Here is a 12,350-nt window from a genome sequence, read left to right as displayed (position 1 = left end):
AGTGATAGGTTGGGGATGACCGGGACCGGAGACAAGGATGTTTGACGAACTCGGGACGATCAGGAACCAGTTCACCGCGCACGACACGCTGGATGGCCGTATAGACCAGGTGTTCGAGGCGATGAAGGCGATCGGCTTCGAGGCGCTGATCTACGATTATACGCCGGTGCCCCGCGATCTCGACGGCACCATCATGGTCCCGTCGCTGCTGAAACTTCGCAACATCTCGGAGGATATGCACGACTACTGGTTCGATCGCGGCTATTTCCGCATCGATCCCGTGCAGCAGGTGGCGCTGCGCACGTCAACTCCGTTCTTTTGGAACTATGATCCCGATGCGGACACGCTGATCAGACGCTTCATGAGCGATGATACGGCGCCCGTCGCCCGCTATCTGAGCGAACGGGACATGTCGACCGGCGTCACCGTTCCGGTCCACATGCCGCGCGGCGACTATGCGACGGTCACGGGTGTGCGTTTCGGCGGCAACCGGGCATTCGAGCGGCATGCGCTGCGGTACATCGCCGATTTCAACCTGCTCGCCCATGTGTTTCACGAGGCGGCCTATTCGCTGTTCGACGCGCAGGCCTTCAACGCCGGCACCGCGAGGCTGACGGAGCGGGAGCGCGAATGCCTCCGCCATTCCGCCGAGGGTCACTCGGCCAAGGAAATTTCGCGCATCATCCACCGTTCTGTGCCGACCGTGGTCATGCATCTCAACGCCGCGGCCAAGAAACTCGGCGCTAAGAACCGTACCCAGGCGGTTGTCCGCGCCACGCACTACCGGCTGCTCGAAGAGCGCCCATCCTATAACTTGTGATAGCTGCCACGGCTTGAAACCCCACGTTATGTTCCCTCCGTTGTCCGTCAGAGATGGAGATGCATGTGGCCGCCGTCGCGTCGAAGGAAGCCTTCCTGCCCTTTCGCGAGTACCAGACCTGGTATCGCATCACCGGTTCGCTCGACAGCGGCAAGCTGCCGCTGGTCGTCGCCCACGGCGGACCGGGCTGCACCCACGACTACGTCGATTCCTTCAAGGGGATCAGCGAGATCGACGGACGCGCGGTCATTCACTACGACCAGCTCGGCAACGGCAACTCCACGCGCCTTCCGGACAAGGGCCCGGATTTCTGGACACCTGACCTGTTCCTCGGGGAACTCGACGCGCTGCTGAAACATCTGGGCATCCAGGATCGCTATGCCTTTCTCGGACAGTCCTGGGGCGGCATGCTTGGTGCGGAACACGCGGTTCTAAAGCCCACGGGTCTGAAGGCGCTCGTCATCGCCAATTCGCCGGCCAACATGCATACCTGGGTGGCGGAAGCCAATCGCCTGCGCGGGGAACTGCCGAAGGCGGTTCAGGATACGCTGCTCATGCATGAGCAGGCCGGGACGATTACCGATCCGGAATACATCGCCGCCTCGCGCGTCTTCTACGACCGCCATGTCTGCCGCGTCACCCCGTGGCCTGCCGAAGTCGCGCGCACCTTTGCGATCATGGACGAGGACAATACGGTCTATCGCAACATGAACGGCCCGACCGAGTTCCACGTAATAGGCACGATGAAGGACTGGACGATCGAGGACCGGCTGATGCGGATCGAAGCGCCGACCCTTTTGATTTCCGGAAAATACGACGAGGCTACGCCGCTCGTCGTCAAGCCGTATGTGGATCGCGTGAAGGGCTGCGAATGGGTGCTGTTCGAGCATTCCAGCCACATGCCGCATGTGGAGGAGAAGGACTTGTGCCTGGAAACGGTCTCTCGTTTCCTGTCATCCCACGATACCGACGCTTGATAAGACGACACGCCGTTTCGTTTATGCTCCTCAGGTGGGCGTCGCCGGGACGGCGTTTCCTTCGAGCTCTGCCGCCTTGGCGGCATAGCGCTGGGCAAGGACCGCACAGGCCATCAACTGGATCTGATGGAACAGCATGACCGGCAGGACGATCATGCCGATGTTCTGCCCGGCGAAGATCGCGCTTGCCATCGGAATGCCGCTCGCCAGGCTCTTCTTCGATCCGCAGAAGGTGATGGCGATTTCGTCCGCGCGGTCGAAGCCGAGAAGCCGGCTGCCGAATGTGGTGGCCGCCAGAATAAGCGCGAGGAGAGCAATCTCGATTAGCGTCAAAACCGTGAGGTCCGTCAGGGTGAAGGACTGCCAGAGGCCGGCGGTGACGGCCTGGCTGAAAGCCAGATAGACGACCATCAGGATCGAACCGCGGTCGACCGGTGCGAGCAGTTTCTTGCGGGCGCGAATCCAGCCGCCGATCCAGGGCTGCAGGATCTGGCCTGCGACGAAGGGCGCAAGCAGCTGCAGGAGGATCTGTTCGATCGCGTCGAGCGATACGCCACCATGTCCGCCGGCCGAGAAGATGACGCCGACGAGAAGCGGCGTCAGGAACACGCCCAAGATGTTGGATGCCGACGCCGCGCAGACGGCTGCCGGAACATTGCCGCCGGCCATCGACGTGAACGCGATCGACGACTGTACCGTCGAAGGCAGAACGCAGAGGAAAAGGATGCCGGTATAGAGCGACGGCGGCAGGATCCATGACGGGACGAAACCGACCAGGAGGCCGATGAGCGGGAAAAGGGCGAAAGTCGAAAAGAGAATCGCCAGGTGCAGCCGCCAATGCAGGAAACCGGCAATGACGACCTCGCGCGAAAGCCGTGCGCCGTGGAGAAAGAAGATCAGGCCGACGCCAAGCTTCGTTGCGATGGCGAACCAGGCCGCGGCGGCTCCGTCGATGGGCAAAACCGCTGCGAGAGCGACTGTCAGCATCAGGAGGATGGTAAAGGTGTCGGGGAGATAGCGGCGCATGGTGCTTGCCGTGTAAGCCCAACCGGAAGCCGGATGCAAGCACTAGATCACGATGTTTTCAGATCGGGTCGACCAAAAACATGAACGTGATCGCTTCCGAGAAGTTGAGACGCGGAATGCGGGCGGAAAACCGCACGCACTTTTCCTCATCCCGCTCCATCGGTCGCAATGCGCGCCGCATTCAAGCGATTTCATGCGGCGCGCTTCGACATCTGCCATATCCGCATCAGCAGGCGGCGACGAAACGGTCGACGTCCTCGGCGCGGGTGGCGAAGCTGGTGACCAGGCGATAGAGCCCTTCGTCTTCCGCGAGGTTGCCTTCGAGATCGTGCGGCACTTCCCAATCGTAGAAAAGGCCGCCCTGCTGCTGCAGCCGGCCGGCGGCCTCCCGCTTCAGTACGACGAAGACTTCGTTGGCATCGGGCGCCCAGGCGAGCCGGCTCTCGGCCGAAGCGGTGATGCCGTCGGCGAGGCGCCGCGCCATCGCGTTGGCGTGGCGCGCGAGATCGAGCCAGAGATCTCCGGCGAAATAGGCGTCGAACTGGGCGGCGACGAAGCGCGACTTGGAGAAGAGCTGAGCCGAGCGCTTCCGCAGGAAGTGCATCTCCTGCGCCTTCGAAAGGTCGAAGAGCACCAGCGCCTCGGCGCACCAGCAGCCGTTTTTGGTTCCGCCGAAGGAGAGCAGATCGACGCCACGCTTCCAGGTCATCTCGGCCGGTGTCGTCCCAAGGCTGACCAGGGCATTGGCGAAACGAGCGCCATCCATGTGCAGCGGTATTTTATGAGACCGGGCGATCGAGGCGATCGTTTCGATCTGGTCGAGCGAATAGACGGTGCCGCTCTCGGTCGCCTGCGTCACCGTCACCGCCATCGGCTGACCGCCATGGACGTTCTCCTTCGGGAACCGCCGAATTTCGGCCTCGAGCTTCGCCGGCTCCATCTTGCCGCGAGCGCCCCCGACCGGGCACAGCCTCGCGCCGTGCGAAAAGAACTCCGGCGCGCCGCACTCGTCGACGTTCACATGCGCTTCGCGATGGCAGAAAGCGATTCCGCCCGCCCGATTGGCGCTCGAAAGTGCAAGGGAGTTTGCGGCGGTTCCGGTGCCCACGAAGAATACCGCGACCTCCCTCTCGAAAATCTCCGAAAAGCGCTGTTCCACTTTCCGATCGAGCTCGCTCGTGCCGTAGGCGGAAGCATAGCCCTGCGCATTCGTGACCAGACTTTCGGCGATCGCCGGATGGGCGCCGGCCCAGTTGTCGGAGGAGAAGATCATCTGAAGTTTACCCTGTTTACATCGAGCCACGCCGTGCGGAGAGGCGCGCCGGCGCGACCATAGCCGAGTCCCGTCGGCAAGCAAACGGCTGCGCTCGACTGTGCCTGCCTTGTAGTGCCAACCGGAGACCAGTTTGAAACCAAAGTAAAGAAAGCGCCGGATACGGGTAATTAAATTTCAAACCCGGGTAATTTCCGGCAATGTTCGGCAAAATCTCTCGCATTATTTGCGGCCGAGGCCCTTGCGAAGGAGGGCGGTTTCTGGCATAGAGCGCATGAAATAGGACAGGTTTGCTGTCCTATTTCGGTCTAGGGGCCGGAACAATCGCCGGAGGCACCGTGAAAAGCGGCAGCCGGCGTGAAGCGCGAGGGGCTTTCGCCGGATTTCATCCGGTCGTTATTCCTTGGCGTCAGGATGGTCGCGGACATCGGTGCCTGACGCGGCCGCGCTTCATTTGCGACCTGATCAGGATCATGCGACGATAAAGCCCGGCTTGCCGCCGTGCGAAAAGCACCATGCGGCAACTGCGTGCGGGCCGCGTTATGCCCGGAATTCCCGGGTTCAACAGGAGGGAAAAGATGACGGATCATTCGCCATCACGACAGATTGGGCTCAACCTCGCACAAGACGCTGCGACGGCTGTGAAAACGCCCGCATTCCCCTCCGGCCTGCCGCGAAAACAGGGGCTGTACGATCCACGAAACGAACATGACGCCTGCGGCGTCGGCTTCGTAGCCCATCTCAAGGGCGAGAAGTCGCATCAGATCGTGCGCGACGGCCTCTTCATGCTCGAAAACCTGACCCATCGCGGAGCGGTCGGTGCCGACCCGCTGATGGGCGACGGCGCGGGCATTCTGGTCCAGATCCCCGACCGCTTCTTCCGCGAGGAGATGGCGAAACAGGGCGTCACCCTGCCGAGGGCCGGCGAATATGCGGTCGGCTATCTCTTCATGCCGCGCGATGAGAAGCTCATTGCCCATTTCAAGGAGGTGATCAGCGAAGTCGTGGCCGAGGAAGGGCAGATAATGCTCGGCTTCCGCGACGTGCCGGTCGATAATTCGTCTCTCTCCAAGGCGCCCGACATCGCCGCGACCGAGCCGCACCATGTCCAGGTGTTCATCGGCGCTGGCCGGGAGGCCGCGAGCAGCGATGAATTCGAACGGCGGCTGTTCACGCTTCGCAAGGTGATCTCCAACCGCATCTATGCGGAAGCCGATGGTGGCGATCTCGGCTTCTATATCGTGTCGCTGTCGACCACCACCATCGTCTACAAGGGCATGTTCCTCGCCTACCAGGTGGGTGCCTATTACAAGGACCTCGCCGACGAGCGCTTCCAGTCGGCCGTCGCACTCGTGCACCAGCGCTTCTCGACCAACACCTTCCCGTCCTGGAAGCTCGCGCATCCCTATCGGATGGTTGCGCATAACGGCGAGATCAACACGCTGCGCGGCAACGTCAACTGGATGGCCGCACGGCAGGCTTCCGTTTCCTCGCCGCTCTTCGGCGACGACATTTCCAAGCTCTGGCCGATCTCCTATGAAGGGCAGTCGGACACGGCCTGTTTCGACAATGCGCTCGAATTCCTCGTGCGCGGCGGTTATTCGCTTTCGCATGCCGTCATGATGCTGATCCCCGAGGCCTGGGCCGGCAACCAGCTCATGTCGCCTGAGCGCAAGGCCTTCTACGAATATCATGCGGCGCTGATGGAGCCGTGGGACGGACCGGCGGCGGTCGCCTTCACCGACGGCCGCCAGATCGGCGCCACGCTCGACCGCAACGGCCTGCGTCCGGCGCGCTACATCGTCACCAGCGACGACCGCGTCATCATGGCGTCGGAGGCCGGCGTGCTGCCGGTCGCCGAAGACAAGATCGTCAAGAAATGGCGGCTGCAGCCCGGCAAGATGCTGCTGATCGACATGGAAGAGGGGCGCATCATCTCCGACGAGGAGGTGAAGTCGTCGCTCGCCGGCAAGCATCCCTATCGCCAATGGCTCGACAACACCCAGCTGATCCTCGAAGAACTGAAGCCGGTCGAGCCGCGGGCGCTGCGGCGCGACGTGTCGCTGATCGACCGCCAGCAGGCCTTCGGTTACACCCATGAGGACACGAAGCTCCTGATGTCGCCGATGGCGACGACCGGTCAGGAGGCGATCGGATCCATGGGCACAGACACGCCGATCTCGGCGATGTCCGACAAGCCGAAGCTGCTCTACACCTATTTCAAGCAGAACTTCGCGCAGGTCACCAACCCGCCGATCGATCCGATCCGCGAGGAACTGGTGATGAGCCTCGTCTCCTTCATCGGTCCGCGCCCGAACATCCTCGACCACGAGGGCATGGCGCATGCGAAGCGGCTGGAAGTCCGCCAGCCGATCCTGACCAATGGCGACCTCGAGAAGATCCGCTCGATCGGCCACACCGAAGACCGCTTCGACACGAAGACGCTCGACTTCACCTATGACATTTCGCGCGGTGCCGAAGGCATGCTGGAAATGCTCGATCGTCTCTGCGAAAGGGCGGAAGCGGCAGTCAAGGGCGGCTACAACATCATCGTGCTTTCCGACCGGCAGATCGGTCCCGATCGCGTGGCGATTCCGGCGCTGCTCGCAACCGCGGCCGTTCATCACCACCTGATCCGCAAGGGTCTGCGCACGTCGGTCGGCCTCGTCGTCGAGTCGGGCGAACCGCGCGAAATTCATCATTTCTGCCTGCTCGCCGGCTATGGCGCGGAAGCGATCAATCCCTATCTCGCCTTCGACACGCTCGTCGACATGCACAAGCGCGGCGAGTTTCCGAAGGAAGTCGACGAGAAGGAAGTCGTCTACCGCTACATCAAGGCGGTCGGCAAAGGCATCCTCAAGGTCATGTCCAAAATGGGCATTTCCACCTACCAGTCCTATTGCGGCGCGCAGATATTCGACGCCGTCGGCCTTTCGTCCGCGCTGGTCGGCAAGTACTTCTTCGGTACTGCGACGACGATCGAAGGCATCGGCCTCGAGGAGATCGCTGCCGAAACCGTGGCGCGTCACAAGGCGGCCTTCGGAAGCGATCCGGTGCTCGCCAATACGCTCGACATCGGCGGCGAATATGCCTTCCGGATGCGCGGCGAAAGCCATGCCTGGACGCCGGACGCCATCGCCTCGCTGCAGCATGCCGTGCGCGGCAATGCCGAGGACCGCTATCGCGAATTCTCGGCGACGATGAACGAGTCGGCGAGCCGCATGAACACGATCCGTGGGCTCTTCACGATAAAGGGGGCCGAGGCGGCCGGCCGCAAGCCGATCCCGATCGAAGAGGTCGAGCCGGCTGCGGAGATCGTCAAGCGCTTCTCGACCGGCGCCATGTCCTTCGGCTCGATCAGCCGCGAGGCGCATACCACGCTCGCGGTCGCGATGAACCGGATCGGCGGCAAGTCCAACACCGGCGAAGGCGGCGAGGAGAGCGATCGCTACCTGCCGCTGCCGGACGGCTCTGCGAACCCCGAGCGGTCGGCGATCAAGCAGATCGCCTCCGGCCGCTTCGGCGTCACCACCGAATATCTGGTCAATGCCGACGTTCTGCAGATCAAGGTGGCGCAGGGCGCAAAGCCCGGCGAAGGCGGCCAGCTGCCGGGTCACAAGGTAGATGCGACCGTCGCCAAGACGCGGCATTCGACACCGGGTGTCGGCCTGATCTCGCCGCCGCCGCATCATGACATCTATTCGATCGAGGATCTGGCGCAGCTGATCTACGATCTGAAGAACGTCAACCCGGAAGCCGATGTCTCGGTCAAGCTGGTATCGGAAGTGGGTGTCGGCACCGTTGCGGCCGGCGTTGCCAAGGCACGCGCCGATCACATCACCATTGCCGGCTTCGACGGGGGCACCGGTGCTTCGCCGCTGACCTCGCTGAAGCATGCGGGTAGTCCGTGGGAGATCGGCCTTGCCGAAACGCAGCAGACGCTGGTGCTCAACGGTCTGCGCTCCCGCATCGCGCTGCAGGTCGATGGCGGCCTGAAGACCGGCCGTGACGTCGTCATCGGAGCGCTGCTCGGCGCCGACGAATTCGGCTTCGCGACCGCGCCGCTGATCGCCGCCGGCTGCATCATGATGCGCAAGTGTCACCTGAACACCTGTCCTGTCGGCGTCGCCACCCAGGATCCGGTGCTCCGGAAGCGCTTCAAGGGGACGCCGGAGCATGTCGTCAACTACTTCTTCTTCGTTGCGGAGGAAGTGCGCGAGATCCTCGCATCGCTTGGTGCCAGAAAGCTCGACGACATCATCGGAGCCTCGGATCTGCTCGACCGCGACCGGATGATCGAGCACTGGAAGGCGAGGGGCCTCGACTTCTCGAAGATCTTCCACAAGGTGGAGGCTCCGAAGGAAGCGACCTATTGGACGGAGCGCCAGAACCATCCGATCGACGACATTCTCGACCGCAGGCTGATCGAGAAGGCGAAGCTCGCGCTCGAGACCAAGGTGCCGGTCGCCTTCGAAGCCGGGATCAGGAACGTCGACCGTTCGGCCGGCGCGATGCTTTCGGGCGCGCTTGCCAAGCGCTGGGGCCACAAGGGGCTGAAGGACGATACGATCCACGTGACCCTCAAGGGCACGGCTGGGCAGTCCTTCGGCGCGTTCCTCGCCCGCGGCATCACCTTCGATCTCGTGGGAGACGGCAACGACTATGTCGGCAAGGGCCTCTCGGGCGGGCGCATCATCGTCCGGCCGCCGGAGAACGCTCGGATCGTGCCGCACCAGTCGATCATCGTCGGCAACACCGTGCTTTACGGCGCGATTTCCGGAGAGTGCTACTTCAACGGCGTCGCCGGTGAACGCTTTGCCGTGCGCAATTCCGGTGCGATCGCGGTCGTGGAAGGCGTCGGCGATCACGGCTGCGAATACATGACCGGCGGCGTCGTCGTCGTTCTCGGCGGCACGGGCCGCAACTTCGCGGCCGGCATGTCGGGCGGTGTCGCTTACGTGCTCGACGAGGAGGGCGACTTCGCCCGGCGCTGTAACATGGCGATGGTCGAACTGCAGCCGGTTCCGGAGGAGGACGACATGCTGGAGAAGCTGCATCACCACGGCGGCGACCTCATGCACAAGGGCATGGTGGACGTCTCGGGCGACATGACGCGCCACGACGAAGAGCGCCTCTACCAGCTCATCTCGAACCACCTGCACTATACGGGTTCGGTCCGCGCCAAGGAGATCCTCGATCGCTGGGCGGATTACCGGCCGAAGTTCCGCAAGGTGATGCCGGTAGAGTACCGCCGCGCGCTCGAGGACATGGAGCGCATGAAGATGGCTGAAGCGGCCGAGTAACCGGCCCTCGTGAATACGGCTCCCGGCCCGCCCGGGTCAGGGGCCATCACGCGCGCTCGAGCGCGCCTGTTGAGATTGAAGATGTCAGGATCATAAGATGGGCAAGGTTACTGGGTTTTTGGAGATCGACCGGCAGGTGGCGAAGTACCAGCCGGCATCCGACCGCATCCGCCATTTCCGCGAATTCACCATTCCGATGTCCGATCAGGAAGTGCAGAAGCAGTCCGCTCGCTGCATGGACTGCGGCATTCCCTATTGTCACGGGCCGACGGGGTGCCCGGTGCACAACCAGATCCCGGACTGGAACGACCTCGTTTATAACGGCAATTGGGACGAGGCGATCCGCAACCTGCACTCGACCAACAACTTCCCGGAATTTACCGGCCGCGTCTGCCCGGCGCCCTGCGAGGAAGCCTGCACGCTGAACCTCGAAGACGTGCCGGTGGCGATCAAGACGGTCGAGCAGGCGATTGCCGACAAGGCCTATGAGATGGGCTATATCGTGCCGCAGCCGGCCGTGACCAAGACCGGCAAGAAGGTCGCGGTCATCGGCTCCGGGCCTGCCGGCATGGCGGCTGCCCAGCAACTGGCGCGCGCCGGCCACGAGGTGCATGTCTACGAACGCGAGTCCAAGCCCGGCGGGCTGCTGCGCTACGGCATTCCCGATTTCAAGATGGAGAAGAACTTCATCGACCGTCGTGTCGAGCAGATGCGGGGCGAGGGCGTGACCTTCCATTGCGGCGTCAATGTCGGTGTCGATGTCGCGGTGCAAAAGCTCGTCGATGAAAACGACGCCGTGCTCTATTGCGGCGGCTCCGAGACGCCGCGCGACGCCGGCATCCCCGGCGTGGAGTTCGTCGGCGTGCACGATGCCATGCCGTATCTGGTACAGCAGAACCGTCGCGTCGGCCGCGAGAACATCGATAGCGTGGGCTGGCCGTCCGAGCCGATCCTCGCCGGCGGCAAGCATGTCGTCGTCGTCGGCGGCGGCGACACGGCATCCGACTGTGTCGGGACCGCCTTCCGCCAGGGCGCCGTCAAGGTGACACAGCTCGATATTCGTCCGCAACCGCCCGAGAAGGAAGACAAGCTTGCGGTCTGGCCCTTCTGGGCGACGAAGATGCGCACCTCCTCCAGCCAGGCCGAGGGTGCGGTTCGCGAGTTCCAGGTTGCGACGCTCGAATTTGTCGGCGACGAGGACGGCAATCTCACCGGCGTCAAATGCTGTCAGGTCGACGAGCGCCGCAAGCCGATCGCCGGTACCGAGTTCATCATCAAGGCCGATCTCGCCTTCATCGCCATCGGTTTCCGCGGGCCCTTCGCAGACAGCGTCCTCAAGGATCTCGGCGACAAGCTGACGGTCAACACCGACCGCCGCGGTTCGACCAATGTCGTGGCCAACGAGCGCGACTACAGGACTTCGGTCGACAAATTGTGGGCGGCGGGCGACATTCGCCGCGGCCAGTCGCTCGTCGTATGGGCTATCCGCGAAGGCCGGCAGGCAGCGCGCGCGATCGACGAGGCGCTGATGGGCTCGACGGTGCTGCCGCGGTAGGGCCAGTCCTCGCCGGGCCCGGCAGGCGGATGAGGGGCGAAGGCGGTGTTCCCGGAGCCCCGCGTTTCCATCAACGCGTAGAACTGCCCGGCGGCCCCTGCTTCGTCAGCCGGAAATCGTCGATACGTCCGGCTGGGGCGACGACCACCTCGCCCTTTTCGATGAGCCGGTCGCGCGGGCTCTTGCCGGTGCTCTTGAGGGGCGTGTCGCCGCCGAGAAGGGCGGTCGCTCCATCGAGTTCGGGATCGATGAGGCTGATCGGCTGCGTCTTGATGATATCTTCGTTGGCAAGCGGCTTGCTGACGACCAGGTCCTTCAGGCCTTCCGCACCCGGAACGTCCGTGGACGCTGCCGCTTCGCCCAATAGCTTGCGAATGTCCTTTTCAACATAGAAGGCCAGTTTGCGCTTGCCGGCCTTCGTCAGGTTGATGCCGTCAGAACCCCTGAGGCGGACCTGCTGCCCGTTGATGTCGGAGCCGGTCAGGACGAACTTTCCCCCTTCATCGACGAAGCCGTCCCAGATGTCGATGAACTGGCCGCCGACCTTCTCCACCTCTTCGCGGTAGATTCCGTTGAACGTCACCATGTCGGCGGTCATGGACGTCGATTGGAAGGGCGGCATTCCGACCCAGAGAACCGGAAGATTGTCCTTGCGCGCAAGCGTCGCCAGTGCGTTGACGCGCTTGCGGTATTCTTCCGTCCAGGCGTCGGTCCGGAACTTCTCCTGCACGTCGCCGATCCGCATCATCTGGCGATCATTGGCGCCGAGGCTCACGACGATGACGGCGGGCTTGAGTTCCGCGATGGCGTCGGGCAGCGCCTTGGGCCAGTCGAAATAGTCGTCGCGGACGATACCCGAGGACCCGTTGGCGCGCGTCTCGATCACGATACCGGGCGTGGTTTCGAACGCGACCTTCAGACCGTCGCCAAGGCTGCCGGCAACGAAGTCTCCGACCACCAGGACCTTCTTGGCGTCCGGAGATTTCTCCACGACGACCGGCGCGGGCGGCGGCGCCGCGGCGGGCCGCGGCTTGGCGCGGCTCGGGCGCGACTGCCGTGGCTCCGATGGTTGCGCTCGGCGCTTCTGGATGCGCTGCGGCCGCGGCTGGCGCCGAAAATCGTATTGATCCTCGTAATAGACGCGCCTTTGCGGCGTGAAGACGCCGAAGAGCCTTTGCAGCACGTTGCGTCGTGGCACCCGCTCCTGGGCCTCGGCCACAGTGGCAAAGAAACCGGCGGCGACCATCGCCGCAGCGCCGAGCAAGACGGGAGCCAGCCGAAGCAAACGCGAAAACAGTCCCTTCCCGCGGTATCGGATCGTCAGCATGATCATTTCACCGTCGAATGGCAGACATTCCCGCAACCATACGCCAGATCACGGCGATTGGCACCGTTT

The 12,350-nt window shown here is 63.3% G+C and carries 7 protein-coding genes; 4 read left to right on the top strand and 3 right to left on the bottom strand.

Annotation, left to right across the window (positions count from 1 at the left end):
* Positions 1-37 precede the first annotated feature (37 nt).
* Both CN933_RS20030 and CN933_RS20025 read left to right on the top strand, forming a co-directional pair.
* Positions 38-820: a helix-turn-helix transcriptional regulator gene (locus CN933_RS20030; protein ID WP_018096762.1), complete on the top strand. Its 783-nt coding sequence runs from the start codon at positions 38-40 to the stop codon at positions 818-820.
* A 53-nt stretch (positions 821-873) separates the two neighbouring features.
* Complete coding sequence (locus CN933_RS20025; protein WP_018096763.1) at positions 874-1,797, top strand: proline iminopeptidase-family hydrolase; 924 nt, start codon at positions 874-876, stop codon at positions 1,795-1,797.
* Positions 1,798-1,827: 30 nt separating this feature from the next.
* Here the strand turns inward: CN933_RS20025 and CN933_RS20020 are convergent, their stop codons facing one another.
* Together CN933_RS20020 and CN933_RS20010 are read right to left on the bottom strand one after the other, a co-directional pair.
* Positions 1,828-2,823 carry a bile acid:sodium symporter family protein gene (locus CN933_RS20020; protein ID WP_026168790.1) on the bottom strand — a complete coding sequence of 332 codons (996 nt, stop codon included), beginning with the start codon at positions 2,821-2,823 and terminating at the stop codon, positions 1,828-1,830.
* 226 nt (positions 2,824-3,049) lie between these two features.
* Positions 3,050-4,096, bottom strand: a complete 1,047-nt coding sequence (locus tag CN933_RS20010; RefSeq protein ID WP_018096766.1) for a threonine aldolase family protein — start codon at positions 4,094-4,096, stop codon at positions 3,050-3,052.
* A 578-nt stretch (positions 4,097-4,674) separates the two neighbouring features.
* Between CN933_RS20010 and gltB the strand changes: the two genes are divergently transcribed.
* Both gltB and CN933_RS20000 read left to right on the top strand, forming a co-directional pair.
* Positions 4,675-9,399 carry a glutamate synthase large subunit gene (gene gltB / locus CN933_RS20005; protein ID WP_026168791.1) on the top strand — a complete coding sequence of 1,575 codons (4,725 nt, stop codon included), beginning with the start codon at positions 4,675-4,677 and terminating at the stop codon, positions 9,397-9,399.
* 97 nt (positions 9,400-9,496) lie between these two features.
* Positions 9,497-10,954, top strand: coding sequence for a glutamate synthase subunit beta (locus tag CN933_RS20000; protein ID WP_018096768.1), 1,458 nt, complete (start codon positions 9,497-9,499; stop codon positions 10,952-10,954).
* 70 nt (positions 10,955-11,024) lie between these two features.
* On the opposite strand, the gene CN933_RS19995 is transcribed toward CN933_RS20000, so the two are convergent.
* Positions 11,025-12,287 (bottom strand): SGNH/GDSL hydrolase family protein, encoded by a 1,263-nt coding sequence (locus CN933_RS19995; protein ID WP_018096769.1) that lies wholly within the window; start codon positions 12,285-12,287, stop codon positions 11,025-11,027.
* Positions 12,288-12,350 lie beyond the last annotated feature (63 nt).

The sequence above is a fragment of the Sinorhizobium sp. M4_45 genome (genome assembly GCF_002885915.1).
Classification (GTDB): domain Bacteria; phylum Pseudomonadota; class Alphaproteobacteria; order Rhizobiales; family Rhizobiaceae; genus Sinorhizobium; species Sinorhizobium meliloti_A.
This window is presented reverse-complemented; position numbering and strand designations above follow the sequence as displayed.

What these genes read in the sequence shown, in the direction of transcription:
- gltB (WP_026168791.1), top strand. Translation starts at nt 4,675, where the DNA reads ATGACGGATCATTCGCCATCACGACAGATTGGGCTCAACCTCGCACAA.
- CN933_RS20000 (WP_018096768.1), top strand. Translation starts at nt 9,497, where the DNA reads ATGGGCAAGGTTACTGGGTTTTTGGAGATCGACCGGCAGGTGGCGAAG.
- CN933_RS19995 (WP_018096769.1), bottom strand. Translation starts at nt 12,287, where the DNA reads ATGATCATGCTGACGATCCGATACCGCGGGAAGGGACTGTTTTCGCGT.
- CN933_RS20010 (WP_018096766.1), bottom strand. Translation starts at nt 4,096, where the DNA reads ATGATCTTCTCCTCCGACAACTGGGCCGGCGCCCATCCGGCGATCGCC.
- CN933_RS20025 (WP_018096763.1), top strand. Translation starts at nt 874, where the DNA reads ATGGAGATGCATGTGGCCGCCGTCGCGTCGAAGGAAGCCTTCCTGCCC.
- CN933_RS20030 (WP_018096762.1), top strand. Translation starts at nt 38, where the DNA reads ATGTTTGACGAACTCGGGACGATCAGGAACCAGTTCACCGCGCACGAC.
- CN933_RS20020 (WP_026168790.1), bottom strand. Translation starts at nt 2,823, where the DNA reads ATGCGCCGCTATCTCCCCGACACCTTTACCATCCTCCTGATGCTGACA.